Here is a 16,599-nt window from a genome sequence, read left to right as displayed (position 1 = left end):
CGAGCAGAATTCAGAACCGATATGCCCATTCTCGCAATCCGATGGACATGATGATCCAAGGTTGACCGACGAGTTTGTTCCAAGCTTCGCAACATATCGCGAGGATTTCCTCGTAGGATGAAAAGATCCGATTGGAAAGCCAGTTTTCCCGCATGAACTGCCATATATTCTCGAACGGGTTCAATTCGGGAGACCTTGGTGGTAGCGGGAGCAATGTGATGTTGTCCGTTACGTCGAGATTTTGCGTTGTGTGCCAGCCGGCCTGATCGAGAATGAGGATTGCGTGGGCTCCATCAGCGACTTGGCGGGAGATTTATTCCAGATGCCACTGCATGGCTTGGATGTTGCAAAAGGGCAGAACCAATCCTGCCCCGACACCACGGGCCGGGCAGATAGCCCCGAAGATATAGACTGACTTTGTCCCTTGATCTTTCGGTGCAACAGGGAGGGTTCCGCGCTATGCCCAACGACGTGTGATCTTGGTTTTCTGTCCGACACGCGCCTCGTCTTGTGGCATGGTTCGCCTCCTTCCTTGCGGATAGAATATCGGCTGAACATAGGAGGGAACAAATGACTATCAAACAGATCGGCATCGATATTGGGAAAATGAAATTTCACATGGTCGCACTCAGCGCAGGCAATGAGATTGTAATGCGTAAGCAGTTTAACAGAAGCCAGTTACTCGCGTTTTTCCAGAAGCAGAGCGACCTCAGAATGCAAATTGCTTTGGAGGCATGCTCTGGGTCCCATTGGTTGGCACATCAACTGGTCGCGATGGGACACGAAGTGACTTTGTTGACGCCTGAGAGCGTGAAGCCATTTGCCAAACCACAGAAGAACGGCTGGATATGCAGGCGTTGCATCGCGTGCGGCAAAGGCTAGTGACAGCCCGAACAGCATTTATCAATCAGATACGGGCCTCCTGCGAGAACGTGGCTTGGTTTTTCGATCTGGGCGGCTACAGTTCGAAGCCTTTATTCATGACAAACTATTGTCAGGTGATATCGAGCTAAACCCGGTCTGCCGAACATTGTTTGAGGCGCTCGTAGTGCGGATTTCAGAAATACCGGACAACGATTTCACAAAACCCGGACAGCGATTTCAGTAATTCGCGAACAGCTGAGTAATGGCTGATCCTTTACCTGGTTCAGGTTTGTGGATTGATGGTTTTCTGTTCTGTTTGTTGGGTCAAGTTCTGATTTTCTTCTGATCGCCTCATACTTTCCCCTTTGAGCTCTATTCGGTGCGCATTGTGAATAATTTGATCAAGGATGGCATCGGCAATTGTCGGCTCGCCGATCATCTCGTGCCATGCCGAAACGGGAAGTTGAGCCGTGATGATGGTTGATTTGCATTGGTATCTTTCCTCGAAGAGCTCGAGCAGATCGAGGCGCTGCTGGTCTGTGAGCGAATGGGTTCTCCAGTCATCCAGGATGAGCAACTGGACGCGAGCAAGTTTGTCGACCAGCCTTGGAAAGCGCCCATCGAGACGGGCCATGGCCATGTCCTCAAACAGGCGGGGCATTCTGACATAAAAGACGGAATAGTCGAGCCTGGCGGATTGGCGTCCGAAGGCGCAGGCGAGCCATGTTTTGCCGGTTCCGGTTTGCCCTGTGAGAATGATTTGTTCATGAGCCTTAATCCAGTCTCCTTGAGCGAGAGAAAGGATTTTGCTCTGATCAAGGCCACGATTGGCAGCGAAGCTGATGTCTTCGATGCATGCATCAGGAAAGCGCATTTTTGCATTGCGCAGCCTGTTGGCAAAACGCTTGTCGGCTCGGGATGCTACTTCCTGGTCGAGCATAAGGCCAAGCCATTCATTCCGATCTAGGGATTGCCCAGGATCTTGTTCATTCAGGCTCTTCCAAGCTTGTGCCATTCCGGTCATGCCGAGTGCGGCCATTTGGTTCAATGTCGGGTGTGTCAGCATTCTTTCTCTCCTGTTTTGATGTTTGTTGATTACTGGTAGTAGGTTGCGCCTCGGATATTGTCGTGGCTCGGTGCTGGAGGGGCGGCTTCCTGGTGCGCGGGTGCCTTGTCGAGACCGGATACCAGGATGGATTGAACGGATTTGTATCTGACCGTCTCGCATGTCAGAGCCCTTTGACAGGCTGCTTCCAGTCTGTCTGTTCCGAACCGGCGTTGTAGGCTCACCCCCCCCCCAGTGCCGAGCGGAAACCCTGCTCGGGGTGTGGCCGATCTCGCATCAGGCGTTCCACCAACAGGGCGGTGTGATATCCAATGCGGGCAGCCTGAGCGACGAGGGTTTGAGGCGTCATGCCTGCGTGACGCTGGTGGGCCTTGGGCATATGCTGTGTAATCGTGGAATGGCCACCCCGATCCCGCCTGCGCTGATGAACTGCAACCCGCTCGGGACTATGGAGAATTTTGTGCCCTGGCGTGGTAACTCTAATATGAGGAGACCCACGTATGAGCATCGACAAAGCCCTTTTGGATCATCTGATGGAAGGCCGCAAAGCGGGCGATCTGTTCGGAGAGGACGGGATTCTGCAAGAACTGACCAAGGCGCTGGCCGAACGAGCCCTGAGCGCCGAACTGGACGAGCATCTGACCGAAGAACGCGCCGATGCGCCGCCTGAAGGCGCGAACCAGGCGCCAAATCGTCGCAATGGCCGCAGCCAGAAGACGGTGACCACCGACAGCGGGAAGGTCATTCTCGACATTCCCCGTGACCGCAACGGCAGCTTTGATCCTCTGCTGATCGCCAAGTATCAGCGCCGCTTTCCCGAGTTCGACACCAAGATCATCAGCATGTACGCGCGCGGGATGACGACCCGCGAGATCCAGGGGCATATCGAGGATATCTATGGTATAGAGGCGTCCCCGAGCCTGATTTCGGCGATCACCGATGCCGTGATGGAGGAAGTGACCGCCTGGCAGAACCGCCCGCTGGAACCGTGTTATCCGATTGTGTTCATGGACGCGATCCGGGTCAAGATCCGCACCGACGGCGTGGTTCTGAACAAGGCGGTTTTTGTGGCCCTGGCTGTTCTCCCGGACGGCACCCGCGACGTTCTGGGGCTTTGGTTCCAGGCCAATGAGGGTGCCAAGTTCTGGGCTAAAGTTCTCAGCGATCTGCGCAACCGTGGCGTTCAGGACATTCTCATCGCCGTCGTGGACGGTCTGAAGGGCTTCCCCCAGGCCATCGAGGCAGCCTTTCCTCAGACCCAGGTCCAGACCTGTATCGTGCATCTGCTGCGCCATTCCATGAGCTTTGCCAGCTACAAGGATCGCAAGGCCGTCGCAGCGGCTCTTAAGGCTGTCTACACCGCTGTGGACGCGACTGCGCTGGCGGAGTTCGAAAACAACGACCTTGCCGCCAAATACCCGGCAATCGCGCCGAGTTGGCGCCGGGCTTGGAACGAGGTGATCCCGTTCCTCGACTATCCGCCCCAGGTGCGCAGGCTGATCTACACCACGAACGCCATTGAAGCACTGAACTCGAAAATCCGCCGGGCCGTTCGCTCCCGCGGGCATTTCCCCAGTGACGAGGCAGCTGCGAAATTGATTTATCTCGCCCTGAATGCTACTTCTGTGGAATGGAAACGCTCCGTGCGCGAATGGCACTCAGTGAAAAGCCAGTTCGCAATAATGTTCGAAGATCGTTTCCAAATGGCGTAATCAAAGCGCCAGGGCACAAAATTCTGCATAGTCCCGGGGCGTATTTTTCCGTTCCATGCAGTCAGTCTATCGCGAACTCCTTTGAGGCCGAAAATGGTTTCAGATTCCAATCTCGACCGCATTTCTTGGGCGCATCAAACGCCGTTTTGTGTCTGAGGATACTCCAAGCCATCCGGGCCAGTTTGTTGGCCAAAGCTATCGCCAGCTTGTTCTGGTTCATGCGTTCTGATGCCCTTATCAGCCATTCACCAAAACTGAAGTCTGGCCATCGATTGGATCGCATCAGAATAACCCTCGCCGCTTGCACAAAGAGCATCCGCAAATATCGGCTGCCCCGTTTCGATATGCGTCCAAGTATTGTTCGGCCCCCTGTGCTGTGTTGACGGGGAACCAAACCGACCCAGGCGGCAAAATCGCGCGCTCGATCAAAGGCTTCTCCAGTTCCGACAGCAGCAACCATCGCAGTCGAGATTACCGGACCAATGCCGGGGATCGTCATCACGTTGATGCAGTTTTCTTCCCTTTGGCTGATCTCTTCTATCTCCTTGGAGACAGCCTCAATCCTGTCATCAAGCCAGAGCCAGTCTCCATAGAGGCCAAACAGGATACTGCGCATTCGGGGCGATATCTCATCTTTGCGCTGTTCGAGAATGGTTTCGAAGGAATTTTTCAAAGCCCGCAGCCCCTTGCGAACCGTAATGCCCTGTTCAATCAAAAATGCACGGATCTGGTTTATCGTTGCTGTGCGACGGGACACCAAGCGGGACCTGACACGATGGAGTGCTTGCAGGTCGAGCTGGTCCTGGCTTTTCTCTGGCACTGTCGGCAAGTTCGGCCGCAAGGCTGCCTCCGCAATGGCCTCAGCATCATTGTAGTCATTCTTCTGGCCCTTGATGAAGGGCTTCACATAAATGGCAGGGATGATCCGAGGTTTGAACCCGAGTTTGCGCAAGCATCGACTGACAAAGTGGGCGCTGAGGCACGCCTCCATGCCGACAACGCATCTTGGAAGCTTGTCGAAAGTCTGCAGCAAGCCAAGTCGTTTTATCTTCTTGCGCAGAACAAGCTGGCCATCGGAATCAAAACCAACCAAATGGAACGTGTCCTTGCCGATATCGATGCCAATCGACATCAAGGTATCAATTGCTTTCTTCGTCATGCCGCTTCTCCTAATCTGCAGGTGAAACAGTCAAACTATAACCTGCTGAGTTGGGGGAAGCAGCCGGTACATCCCATTAGCCGACACTCGTCTAGGTGTTTGCTCCCAAGCTTTGATGGTGCCCTTTCTCATTTGAATGGAGGGAAGCACTATGGGCCGTGTTCTACACGGCAGCGCCACGACGACAGAGGCAGTCCGTCGAGCAATACAAAATAGTCAAGAGAGCCTGAGAGTGCTTTCCAAGCGATACGGCATCAATCAGAAAACGGTCGTCAAGTGGAAGAAGCGCACCTCACAAGCGGACTTAAGAACCGGACCGAAGGAGCCACGTTCGACGGTGCTTTCGCGGCAAGAAAAACGACCATTGTCGCCTTCCGCAGGCATACCTTGTTGCCTCTCGACGATTGCCTTTATGCATTCCAGCCGACAATCCCGCATCTGACGCGCTCTTCACTGCACAGATGCCTGCAACGACTCGGAATTTCGCGACTACCGAGTGTCGAAGGCGACAAGCAGCCAAAGAAGCGTTTCAAGAGCTATGCGATCGGCTATTTCCATATCGATATTGCCGAGGTACAGACAGCTGAAGGCAAGCTCTATCTCTTTGTGGCTATTGACCGGACTTCCAAGTATGCCTTCGTTGAACTCTATACCAAGGCAGGAAAGATGAATGCTGCACAGTTCCTGCGCAATCTGGTCGCCACGGTGCCCTATACTATCCATACTGTTCTGACCGACAATGGCATCCAGTTCACCAATCGGTCTCGCGATCTCCATGAGTTCCAGCACATCTTTGACCGGGTCTGCACTGGAAACGGCATTGAACACCGCCTGACAAAAGTGAAGCACCCAAGGACCAACGGTCAGGTCGAGAGGATGAACCGGACTATTAAGGATGCCACCGTCATACGGTTCCATTACGACGATCACGAGCAACTCCAGAAGCATCTGGCTGTTTTCATAGATGCCTACAACTTCGCTAGACGATTGAAGACGCTAAGGGGCCTGACCCCATACGAATTTATCTGCAAAAAGTGGACAGAGGATCCGGAAAGATTCAAAATGAATCCGATCCATCAAATCCCGGGACCGAACAAGACCCTCAAGGAGATGATCCCATCGCCCCTGGAGATGGCCAAGGCCGAATTCTCTACCATCCGGTTACGCCTTCTGAAAATTGCAGTCCGAGTGCAGGAATTTGCAAGTCGTATCGGTCTTGCATATGCAGCAGGCTGTCCCGAGGCCGACCTCTTCACAAACATTGCCAACAAACTCAGAGCACCCAGACAGTCGGCACCGCCCTGAAACCAAGGGCAGCAGGTGCCCTGATGAACCCGTAACTGTCAACTCTAACGCGTTCCAAAAGTACAAGCATTCTCAGCGCACTTGATCCGCAACCAATCAATGCGGCCAAAATCGGGGCTGGAAAATGGGAGGGCATCGTGAATAATACGGGCTAGGTCAATTTTTGTTCAGCGGTTATCATTGGTTGCTGCAAAAAACGCATAATCGTTCAAGCCTTCCGACATTCTTCACGATCAGTTGCCGCATCCCGTTCGCTCAACTATCGGAAAGATGAAAGAGGGAGTTGAACAACCTCAACTCCCTCTTTCAGTTCAAGCAGCCCTGACTTCTGCCAGGAATTTCTCGACCTGTGCCTTGAGCTGCTCTGACTTGTTGCTAAGCTCAGACGCGGTCGCTGTGACTTGAGATGCTGCGTCTCCTGTCTCACCGGCTGCGCGTGTTACTTCCTGAATGTTGGAAGTTACCTCCCCAGTTCCTGCTGCCGTATGTTCAACACTGATCGCAATTTCTTGAGTAGCAGCGGTCTGTTCCTCGACTGCCGATGCAATTCCGGAGGCAATTCCGTTGATGTCTGCAATCGTTTTACCGATATTCTGAATCTCAGCAACAGCACCTTCTGTCTCAGCCTGGATATTTGAGATCTGCTGACCGATTTCCTCCGTCGCCTTGCCGGTCTGGCTCGCAAGCTCTTTCACTTCAGATGCGACAACTGCAAAGCCCCTTCCAGCTTCACCAGCCCGGGCTGCCTCAATTGTTGCATTGAGCGCAAGCAGATTGGTTTGTTCTGCAATATCGGAGATCAGTTTGATGACATCTCCGATCTTCTGAGCAGCAACGGCAAGGCCCTGAACCTGCTGGTCCGTACTTGCAGCCTGTTCAACTGCCCTTTCAGCAATTTCCGCAGATTGGGATACCTGACGGGAGATTTCCTGAATTGAAGAGCTGAGCTCTTCGGTTGCGCTCGCCACAGTTTGAACGTTGGATGAAGCGTTTTCCGCAGCTTCGGCCACTGTCGAGGCTCGATTGTTTGTGTCACTGGCAATGTTCGACATGGATTGCGCAGTTGTTTCCATTTCTGTCGAAGCGCTGGCAACAGCGCCCAGCAAATCGGAAATGTTAGCGTCGAAGTCCTGTGTCAATTGCTCGATCAGACGGGAGCGCGTTTCCCGAGCCTCTGCATCTTTCGCTTCACGCTCGGCAAGTTCGTCGGTCCTGATCATATTTTCCTTGAAAACCTGCACAGCAGCAGCCATCAGGCCAACCTCGTCCTTGCGGTTCTGATCCGGAATCTCAGTCGCTTTGTTGCCTTCCGCCAGTGACTTCATGGAAAGGGTGATTGACTGGATGGGTTTGGAGATCCCCATACCGATAAACCAGACAGTAAGGGAACCCAGAAGTATGCTGATTGACACAATTGCAATCGTGATTTTCACTGCAGTTTCCAAGGCAGCTGTCGCTTCGGGACCTAAAGAGTCCTGCTCCTTCTGCACACCGAGCTTCAACTGCTCCATCTCGGAGGCAATTTTGGGCCCAATCGTATCAAGCGTGTCGGCAATGATCTTATTTCTCTGACGTATGGTTTCATGAACTTCTTTGAACGCAGACACATAATCAGTAAAGAGTTTCACAGCTTCTTGGGACCGCATTCTTCTCTCAGAGTTTTGCAATGAGGCGATCAGGGTTTCGTAATTTGCCCTGAATTCTTCAGATTCGCGCATTGCCCGTTCAAAGTCTGCCTGCTTGTTGGAAATCAGAAACTTGCCTGAGTACAAACGCATCAGCAAAAGATTGCGTTGTAAGTTACCCGCATAGTAGGCGGCAGTGGTATCGCTATCTTCGTAGGCACTTTTCATCACGGCCGTCAGATTTTGCTCAATCTGCGGCCCCAAGACATCCAGTGAATCATGAACAAGCTTGTTCCTAACCTCCTGCAAGGAGGTGACTGTACCAAACGCCTGAATATAAGTCCGCATTGCTTCTGAAGCGACCTCGACGGCCTTATTCTTCGCATCGGAGTCGACCTGCTCATCCAATTTTCCGGCAAGTTCAAGCGTACTGGACGCTCTCTTTTCGACCATCGCGATGGCTTCTTTAGAACCATTGAGAATGAAGTTCTTCACCGCAAGCCGCGTTTCCAAAAGATTGGCCTGGACGCGACCAGCCATAGTGGATTGCAAAGCGATTGAGCGATACCGTTTGAATTGATCGTTGCCATTGCTGAGGTTCAGCGCACCGGTTGCCCCGGTCACTACCAAGAGTAATACCAACGGCATTTAATTCTGACCTTCTTGAGCCCATTTTCTCATACCTATTGAATGGATGATGGTTGGGTTGGCGGAGAGGCTCTTCCATGCTTGGCAACCAGCATCAAGAATGGCGGCATAGTCTTCGAAGACCCGATTGGACAGGAAGGTACCGCGCAGATACTGCCAAATATTCTCAACTGGGTTCAGTTCCGGTGATTTGGAAGGCAACAGGAGGATGGTGATATTCTTGGGCACGTTGAGTCTGCTTGTCGTATGCCATCCGGCACGATCCATCAGCACCACGGCATGAGCGCCGCGCGCCACTGTCCTTGAGACTTCTTCGAGGTGCATTTGCATGGCCTGTGTATTTGCAAAAGGCATCATCAATCCCGCGCCAACGCCACGCGCTGGACATATTGCACCGAACAGATAGGCATTTTTATATCGCTGATCGGCTGGCAGACGTGGTCTGGTTCCCTTTTTTGCCCATAGTCGGGCCAGTCCATTCTTCTGACCAAGCCTAGCCTCATCTTGCCACCAAATCTCGATGGGCTTGTTCTTTGGCAAATGGCCTACATGCGCTGCCAACGTTGCGGAGAAGTTTTTTTGAAAGCATCAATGACTTCAGGCTTTTGTTCTGGATGTTGAGGTCGACCAGATATGCGCACATACCCCATGCGGCGCAAAAGATCCCGTACTCCACGTTCCTTGTAGGAGACCCCAAACCGCTCTTGGATCACACGCACCAGATCCTGGCTACGCCAGACAGAGACGCCGTCCTTCTCAGGATCAGGACCGGTTTCAACGATAGCAACAAACTCTTCGAGCTGTTCTGGGCTCAAGCGCATGGGAGCGCCGGTTGCTTTGATGTCGACAAGACCATCGGTGCCTTGCTCATTGAAGCGAAGAACCCAATCTCGCAAAGTCTGGCGGTCCATACCGCCGACTTTGGCGGCATCAGCACGGTTCATGCCGTCATAGACAGCCGCAATGGCCAGTAGGCGGCGGCTCTGTTTGGCATTGCGGCATCCTTTGGCAAGACGGCGCAAACTATCGGCGTCAAAAGCATCGCTAAGAATCAAAGCGGCAGACATGGCAAAATCTCCTTTGCCATGTTGAATCACGCCAGTGCTAAAAATGGAATCCCTAAAGAGTCAGAACTTCACGCCCTTGGTATAACAATATTATTCCTAAGCCGCCAAATATCTTCAGCGTGACAGGTATGTTCTTGAGCATGATTTTCCACCTTGGAATACAACAGTCTGAATAACGCACTCAGCGAAACGACATTGTTTATGGTTTTTCTTGTATCGTGTTCGAGCAAATAAGGTGGTAGGCGATTAAAAACTGATTAAAAACAAAACTAACCAATTTGTATATGAAATGACCTTTGGAAATATAGATAACAGACTAAATTGAGAAAGCTAGAAAGTACAGAATGCCTGTTAAGGAAAATTTCAGAGACTCCAATTTCGAATGCTTGAAGAATCCCGTTTCCTTGATGATGCCGTTTGAATTCGTAGGCTTAATAGCCTGTCTTTGCTGGCGTTCTTTCGTTTGGATTGTAGAAAATCTCGATGTAGTCGAACATCTTGCCTCTACCAAATAGAGGCAAAGCCCGTCGGGTAACCCTGGCGGGCACTGTCAGACAAACTTGAACTTGGCCAAAGAGGACCAACATCTTCGACGGTTATGCCGCACAAAGACCTCGCCACTCTGCGAGAGCGGCGTTACGGTTTAGCTTGAAATTTGGTCTGCTGTAGAGGCCTCGCTCCTGATTGAAATGGTTGTAAACTGATGCGTGAATGGAAACAAACTTCTGTAAAGTCCTCATACGCCTGAAGCGGATCTGAATTGCCCCTAGAATTGTAGACACCTTGGGGCTTCAAATTTTCTGTCGCTCGTACTCGGCTGGCGAGAGCATTTCGTTTGTAGCGTGTTTGCGTTTTGGATTGTAGAACATTTCGATGTAGTCGAAGATGTCCTGTCTGGCATCAGCCCTTGTTTTGTAGTCTCGTCGCCGGATGCGTTCTCTCTTGAGCAGGTTGAAAAAGCTTTCGGCAACAGCATTGTCATGGCAATTGCCCGCCTGCTCATGCTGTGCTCAAGATTATGCTGCCGCAGGAATGTCGCCCAATCAATGCTTGTAAATTGTGAGCCTTGATCGGAATGGATCAGAACCTTCTGTCTGGGTTTACGACGCCAGACCGCCATAAGCAGAGCTCTCAGCACAACATCCGTCGTCTGGCGCTGCTGTAGAGACCAACCGACAACCATGCGGGAGAACAGGTCAATCACGACTGCCAGATAGGCAAAGCCTTCCTGCGTCTTGATATATGTGATGTCCGTCACCCATACCATATTCGGAGCCTCGACTTCGAACTGCCAGTTCAAGTGATTGTCGACCACAAGGGACGGTTTGCCGCCATATTTTCCATGCTTCCGTTTATAGCCAATTTGAGCTCGGATCCCGGCCAAGCTGGCTAGCCGGGCAACACGATTGGGGCAGCTGCTCTCGCCCATATCCAGAAGATCATCATGGATCTTGCGATAACCATAGACTTTGCCACTATCATCCCAGACTTGCCGGATCAGATCCGTTTGCCTCTGGTCTTCAAGTGCTCTGTTGCTCGAGGGCTGCTTCAGCCAGGAATAGAAACCACTGGGATGAATGGACAGACACCGGCACATAGCACGGACTGAAAACACAGGCCGATGCTGGGCGACGACCACCTTTTTTTTGCGCTCGGTCATGAGATCCTCCCTTCAAATGCCAGCCCCGAATGCGAAGGATGCGGGGCCTGTTTGCCCCGCATCCACAGATGAGTTTTTGAACGCGTTTAAACGGCTCAGGCATCGCCATGAAAAATGGCGTGGGATTTGCGCAGCAAGTCCTCCATTGGAGTTCCGAGATGCCGGTAGACCGTCTCGTTGATCGACTTGTAGAGCGCGACATTTTCGGGAATTGGATCAAAGACATCCTTGCGGCGCACCATGTTGGTAATCGCCTCATCCTTGTCTTTGTAGACCCCGAGCGCCAGCGCCGTGCACATGGCCGCCCCCAGACTTGCCGATCCGTTCACCTCATTGCGGCAGGCGGGTACACCGAACACGTCGGCAAAGATCTGCATGAACAAATCCCCGTTGGAACCGCCTCCGCTGACAATGATACCGGTCAGATCGCATCCCCTTTCATCGACCATGGCCTGAACATTGTTCTTCATGGTCATGGCAATGCCCTCTAGCACCGACCGGAAGATATGGATGCCCTCGTGACCGCCATTGAAGCCGACAAACATCCCGCGTTCATAGGCGTGGGTGGGACGGGCCAACCAGTGAAGCAGCGTATAAAGCCCATCAGATCCGGGTGCGGTCTCTTGCTTTGCCTTCTCGTTGAGAAAGGCTTCCGGAGACATCCCTCGCCGTTCCGCTTCGCGAACGACATCACCACCCAGCAACTCCTTCACCCACGTTACTGTGGACATGCCGCGTCTTATGCCGTTGCTTTCATAAAGGAACTCTCCGGCAATGGCGCCCGGATTGCTCCAGTAGTCGACCGTATCAAGGCGGTTCTCGTCCCCGACCATCATCGAGGTGATGTAGGTACCCAGCGAGACAAGGGCTGTGCCGTTGTTAAGCAGCCCGGCGCCAAGTCCCTCAACCGCCTTGTCATTGGCCGTCGACACGACCGGGATACCTTGAGGGATTCCGGTCGCCAGTGAGGCTGCCTTGGTCACAGCCCCCAGAACGCTTGCAGGATCGACCAGATCAAACAGCATCTCTCGCGGCGTTGCGTAGGCATCAAATTGTCCCCGGTCTTCGAACCAGTCCAGAGTCACGGGATCAATGGGCCAGGGGCCGACATAGTTGGCACGGGTATCACGCGTCTCACCAGTCAGCCGATGGGTCAGATAACCGGTCGTGGTGGTCACATATCGAGCGGCTTCGTCCTCATGCTCATAGGGGCGGGAAAGACGGATATCCATCCAGCTCTGAACCGGAGAGGCAAGGGATCCGTCCGCCTTCATGATTGCACGACAGCAACGGATGGAGCCAAGCCCGACGCCGAGAATATCCGCCCGGTTGCCATCAAACTTGTCGAACATCTTATAGCAGGCTTCCTTGAGGCTGTCCCACAGATCGTCGTCAGGGTGCTCGGCCCGACCCTCTCCGTAGAGATGCATCGGGCGCAAGGCGACGCTGTGAGAACAGACTTCATGTCCGAGCAGATCGAACAGAACGACCTTCGTGCTTTGAGTGCCGCCATCAATGGCAAGTATGAGCTTGTCGTAGTTATTCATTGTCACATGTCCTTGTTCCTCAGGTTCAGCGCATCATGTATCCGCCATCCACGGTCAGAACGGTCCCGTTGATATAGTCCGAAGCTTGGCTCGCCAGAAAAACCGTGGCTCCCATCAGATCAGCCGTCCAGCCCCACCGGTTCGAAGGGATATGGGCAAGGATCTGCGCGTTGCGATTTTCATCCTTGCGGGTCATTTCCGTCAGAGGGGTGGCGAAATATCCCGGAGCAATGGCATTGACCTGGATGTTGAACTGGCCAAGTTCGTCGCACATGGATTTTGTCAGGCCCACGATGCCGTGCTTGGTGGCGGCGTAGGCCGGAGACCACTGCCCGCCAAGGAAGGAAAAGAGCGAGGCGATATTGATGATCTTGCCACTCTGTTGCGCGATCATGTGCGGACAAACCTCGTGGATCATCTCAAAAGCTGCGGTAAAATTGACCGAAACCATCTTGTCCCATTGAGCGCGCCCGAATTTGGTGACATCCCGCTCGTTGATGCTGATGCCGGCACAGTTAATGAGAATATCGACGCCTCCAAGCGCACGGGCGCATTCATCGACGATGTGCTTGCACTCGCCCTCTGCGGTGATATCCGCAAGCATGAACTGATATTTCGTGCCGCAGTCTTCAACCAGCTTGCGCGTGGAGCCATCGTCGTCAACGATGCTTGGCACAAAGACATTGGCACCCGCCTTTGCCAGTGCGGTGCAGAAAGCCTGCCCCAGCCCGCCATTGCCGCCCGTGACGATTGCGTTCTTCCCCGCAAGGGAAAAGAAGTTCATGTTGAAGTCAGACATTTCCATTGCCTTTTTCCTCCTTGATCATTTTGAGCAATGCGTCAACAAATGCGAATGCATCTCCCACGACGACAATGTCGGATAGGCTGCAAATTGGTGCATTCACATTGGTGTTGACGGAAATGAGATAATCAGCGCTGCTGATCGCGGTGACATGCTGGATCGCGCCGTGAATGCCAAGTGCGATGTAGAGGCGCGGCGCGACACGATTGCCCGACAGCCCCACCTGAATGCTTCTGGGCGCGAGCCCCCGATCCACGATGGCGCGACTGGCGGCCACGTCTCCGCCCAACGCGTCCGCCAAGGGGCGCAGAGCAGCGAAGTTGGCTGCAATACCACCTCCGCCAGCAACGAGCACCGCGCTTTTGCGAATGTCGGGATCGGTGACCTCGTGCCTTGCGCGTTTGCGCAGGCGTGCCGGCGCATCCGGGCAGGCGGCATCTGTGACCTCAACGATCCGGGTCTCCCTTACGGGCCTATTCTCTTGCGGGCTGAAGGCATCGGCTCGCACCGTGAGCAACGAAGGCGCATGCTTGCTCACTCCAATTCCGACCCTCGTGCTGCCACCATAGGCCAGCCGGAAACATGTGAGTTGCTCATCCTGCCATTTGATTTCATCTACATTGGTTACCAACCCGAAATCGCTGCGAACTGCAAGCCTTGGAGCCAACATGACGGCGGATGGAGTGGCTGCCATCACGATGCAATCGAAGTGAGTGTCTGCATGCAGCGCGCTGATCAGCGCAGCCATTGCAGCCGCATCAAATGGGTCAAGCCTCTCGCTGCGTGCATCAAATATGCAATCAAATGCGCCATAGAGGTGATCCGTGGGGCCTGCGGTGATCAGGGCACAGCTCTCAAAGGGAGCGTCCCCCAGCACTGCGCTTGCTGCCTGAAGCAGGCTCGGTCCCTGCTTATCATGTCCGTCTTCGATATAGATGAGTGCCCGTCGCATGTGACTAAAATCTCAAATGAAGTGCTTTTCTTTGAGGAAGGAGACGACGGTCTCTATCCCGTTCGGATCCACCGACACAACACTCCGTTGACGTGTGCGTGGCGGTAGGTCCCTTGTCTCGACCTGTCTGGTATGCCGTTCGGGTTGCCATCCATGAGCTCCGGCCAAAGCCGCATCAGTCGGCTCCATCAGGCGAACCTGATCACCCACGGACCGGCGTTTGTCTTTCAGGCGAATGTAGGGCAGCTTGTGCCCCCCCATTGCCGTGAAGCCCACCATTGCAGGGAGCTCGGCTTCATAGTCCGTCACCCATCGCTCATCGGCCAATTCAAAACGCGCGAGGCCTTTCTCGCCTTCAGGCAGCTCAAGCGATGAGGCGAAGGAAATCTGAGGCAACCCAAGCAGCTCCGCCAGCATCGGCGGCACGCAACCGGAGCCGCCGTCATGGCTCTGGCTGCCAGTCAGGATGCAATCGGCCTCTGCTTCTGACAGATACCGGCTCAGCAGCCCGACCGTTGTAAGCGCATCGTTGCCCATGGTTTCCCGATCTTGAATGACGGTCGCATGGTCAACTCCGAGCCGCACCGCGTCTTCAACCAGCGGACGAACAGCCTTCGTCGAGACGGTAAGCAGCTCCAGTGTGATGTCCGGCCTTTCCTTCTTCAGACCCAATGCAAAGGCTAGAGCACAGGCATCATCAGGATTGATCGTGAACCGCGTGGTCCCGTCGTCAGGGGCGGACTGTCCCGTCCCCGACGCGCTCCGATCACTTTCGGAAATATACTTGATGAGACAGACGAGCTTCATCAGCTTTCCAGAATGGTCTTCGGTTCAACATGACTGCTTCTGCCGTTGATGCGTCCGTAGATCAGGGCAAAGACCGCCCCGAGCAGTGCAAAACCGGCGCTAACCAGGAAGTAGGCGTCATACCCTCCCACTTCGCCAAAGGTCGCGGTGAGGTAGGTGTTTAGCTGCGGCAGGATGATGTCTGGCAGATAGCCGATGAAGGAGATGACCCCTATCGCCGTGCCCATGAGGACCGCGTCGATGCCGCACTGGCCCAGCAGCGACCAGTAGGTGCCCCGTATCGCATAAAGGAAGAAGCCGAGAAGCACGATCACCACATAAAAGGTCTTCACCGAGGTGATTGGCAGCATGGTGAGCAGGATGAGCAGAACCGCCGCACCAACCACCGCGCCTGCAACGGTTTGCGGTCGGCCAATGCGGTCGGCGAGGAAACCGCCAATGAAACCGCCAACTGGCCTCATCCACAAAACGATGGTCGTGATCGTGCCAACGGTCACGGCATCTACCCCGACCTTGGTCTGCAGGAAGCCGCCTAGATAATAGACGGTCCAAAAGGTTGCGTAGCCCATGAAGATGACGCTGCCCATGAGATAGACGTTGCCATTGATGAGCAATTTGCCAATGCTTCGGAAGTGGAATTTCTCAGCCTCGGAGCGTTCTCCCGCATGCTCTTCGTGCTCGGTCAGCTTTTGATCGCTGTCGACTAGAATGGCGATCAGAACAGCACATGCCATGACAATCGCGGAATAGAGATTGATCACCGAAACAAGGGCTGTAGTCTTGGTTGCCAGTGCCGTGCTGGAGCCAAGAATGGCAGCAAAGACAGCCAGCCCGATGGTTCCCATCAGAGCTTCGACAACACCTCTGCCGCCATCAAGAATGCCGAAAAACCGCCCTTCTTCGGACGACCTGGCCAGTATTTTGACCAGCTTCATATGAGCACTCCAGAAGGTGAAGACCGAAAAGAAACCCCACAGGAAGAAAATGATGCGCACCTGAGAGATATCGGGCACCGTTGCGAACCAGAAGCCGCAGAATGCGGTACCGGCAAGAGAAGTCGAGATCAGCCATTTGGCCGAAAAGCGGTCGCTCAGGATCCCGCTCGGGATATAGCCGATGACATAGGCCAGCCCCAAAAAGGAATAGAAGTTGTTGAGGTCGGACGATGTCAGACCAAACACTTCCAGAATAGTCACCTGATAGTTGGTGCGCAGATAGATCACCGGATAGATGGCACCAGCTGCCAGAACGATCAAGAAAAACTGGAAATATCTCTTCAGGTTGTTTCCAGACATGATATTCCTCCAAAACATCGTGTTGTGATTAGGCTGGCAGACCTTCCTGTCTCCCAACAGTCCGTCAGCCCTGTCCTTGAGTCACTCCTT

12 protein-coding genes and 4 pseudogenes are annotated in these 16,599 nt (G+C 53.6%); 4 read left to right on the top strand and 12 right to left on the bottom strand.

Annotated elements, in window-relative coordinates; translation table 11 throughout:
- Positions 1-10: 10 nt before the first annotated feature.
- Positions 11-508, bottom strand: a pseudogene (locus CPH65_RS13265) (IS630 family transposase); the annotation flags it as partial.
- Positions 509-570: 62 nt separating this feature from the next.
- Here CPH65_RS13265 and CPH65_RS13260 point away from each other — a divergent pair.
- Positions 571-882 (top strand): transposase, encoded by a 312-nt coding sequence (locus CPH65_RS13260; RefSeq protein ID WP_096173881.1) that lies wholly within the window; start codon positions 571-573, stop codon positions 880-882.
- A 265-nt stretch (positions 883-1,147) separates the two neighbouring features.
- On the opposite strand, the gene istB is transcribed toward CPH65_RS13260, so the two are convergent.
- Complete coding sequence (istB, locus tag CPH65_RS13255; protein ID WP_096173880.1) at positions 1,148-1,930, bottom strand: IS21-like element helper ATPase IstB; 783 nt, start codon at positions 1,928-1,930, stop codon at positions 1,148-1,150.
- Positions 1,931-2,150: 220 nt separating this feature from the next.
- Positions 2,151-2,309: a hypothetical protein gene (locus CPH65_RS23915; RefSeq protein ID WP_157747680.1), complete on the bottom strand. Its 159-nt coding sequence runs from the start codon at positions 2,307-2,309 to the stop codon at positions 2,151-2,153.
- A 121-nt stretch (positions 2,310-2,430) separates the two neighbouring features.
- Between CPH65_RS23915 and CPH65_RS13250 the strand changes: the two genes are divergently transcribed.
- On the top strand, positions 2,431-3,642 hold the full coding sequence (locus CPH65_RS13250; protein WP_096173879.1) for an IS256 family transposase: 1,212 nt from the start codon (positions 2,431-2,433) through the stop codon (positions 3,640-3,642).
- A gap of 61 nt (positions 3,643-3,703) precedes the next feature.
- Here CPH65_RS13250 and CPH65_RS13245 read toward each other — a convergent pair whose 3' ends face one another.
- On the bottom strand, positions 3,704-4,801 hold the full coding sequence (locus CPH65_RS13245; RefSeq protein WP_244574398.1) for an IS110 family transposase: 1,098 nt from the start codon (positions 4,799-4,801) through the stop codon (positions 3,704-3,706).
- A gap of 151 nt (positions 4,802-4,952) precedes the next feature.
- On the opposite strand from CPH65_RS13245, the pseudogene CPH65_RS13240 reads away from it, so the two are divergent.
- Both CPH65_RS13240 and CPH65_RS24300 read left to right on the top strand, forming a co-directional pair.
- Positions 4,953-5,896 (top strand): annotated as a pseudogene (locus CPH65_RS13240) (IS481 family transposase); the annotation flags it as partial.
- A gap of 3 nt (positions 5,897-5,899) precedes the next feature.
- Positions 5,900-6,106, top strand: a pseudogene (locus CPH65_RS24300) (transposase); the annotation flags it as partial.
- A 311-nt stretch (positions 6,107-6,417) separates the two neighbouring features.
- Here CPH65_RS24300 and CPH65_RS13235 read toward each other — a convergent pair.
- From CPH65_RS13235 to CPH65_RS13195, 8 genes and pseudogenes are all read right to left on the bottom strand, one after another.
- Positions 6,418-8,379 carry a methyl-accepting chemotaxis protein gene (locus CPH65_RS13235; protein WP_096173878.1) on the bottom strand — a complete coding sequence of 654 codons (1,962 nt, stop codon included), beginning with the start codon at positions 8,377-8,379 and terminating at the stop codon, positions 6,418-6,420.
- Positions 8,380-9,446 (bottom strand): IS630 family transposase gene (locus CPH65_RS13230; protein WP_096171592.1). Its coding sequence is split into 2 segments (ribosomal slippage): positions 8,380-8,942 and positions 8,942-9,446, totalling 1,068 coding nucleotides; the frame shifts between segments, so codons are not numbered across the junction.
- Positions 9,447-10,237: 791 nt separating this feature from the next.
- Positions 10,238-11,076 (bottom strand): annotated as a pseudogene (locus CPH65_RS13220) (IS3 family transposase); the annotation flags it as partial.
- Positions 11,077-11,201: 125 nt separating this feature from the next.
- Complete coding sequence (locus tag CPH65_RS13215) at positions 11,202-12,653, bottom strand: FGGY-family carbohydrate kinase (protein WP_096173877.1); 1,452 nt, start codon at positions 12,651-12,653, stop codon at positions 11,202-11,204.
- Positions 12,654-12,678: 25 nt separating this feature from the next.
- The gene (locus tag CPH65_RS13210) at positions 12,679-13,458 is read right to left on the bottom strand and encodes an SDR family NAD(P)-dependent oxidoreductase (protein ID WP_096173876.1); all 780 of its coding nucleotides are present in this window, start codon (positions 13,456-13,458) and stop codon (positions 12,679-12,681) included.
- On the bottom strand, positions 13,445-14,407 hold the full coding sequence (locus CPH65_RS13205) for an electron transfer flavoprotein subunit alpha/FixB family protein (protein WP_096173875.1): 963 nt from the start codon (positions 14,405-14,407) through the stop codon (positions 13,445-13,447). The genes CPH65_RS13210 and CPH65_RS13205 overlap by 14 nt, the downstream gene beginning before the upstream one ends.
- A 12-nt stretch (positions 14,408-14,419) precedes the next feature.
- Complete coding sequence (locus CPH65_RS13200) at positions 14,420-15,214, bottom strand: hypothetical protein (RefSeq protein WP_096173874.1); 795 nt, start codon at positions 15,212-15,214, stop codon at positions 14,420-14,422.
- Positions 15,214-16,509, bottom strand: coding sequence for a nitrate/nitrite transporter (locus CPH65_RS13195; RefSeq protein WP_096173873.1), 1,296 nt, complete (start codon positions 16,507-16,509; stop codon positions 15,214-15,216). The genes CPH65_RS13200 and CPH65_RS13195 overlap by 1 nt, the downstream gene beginning before the upstream one ends.
- Between the last annotated feature and the right edge of the window lie 90 nt (positions 16,510-16,599).

This window comes from Cohaesibacter sp. ES.047 (assembly GCF_900215505.1).
Lineage (GTDB): Bacteria > Pseudomonadota > Alphaproteobacteria > Rhizobiales > Cohaesibacteraceae > Cohaesibacter.
Note: the sequence above shows the minus strand (reverse complement) of the source record. Positions and strands in the feature narration are given on the sequence as shown.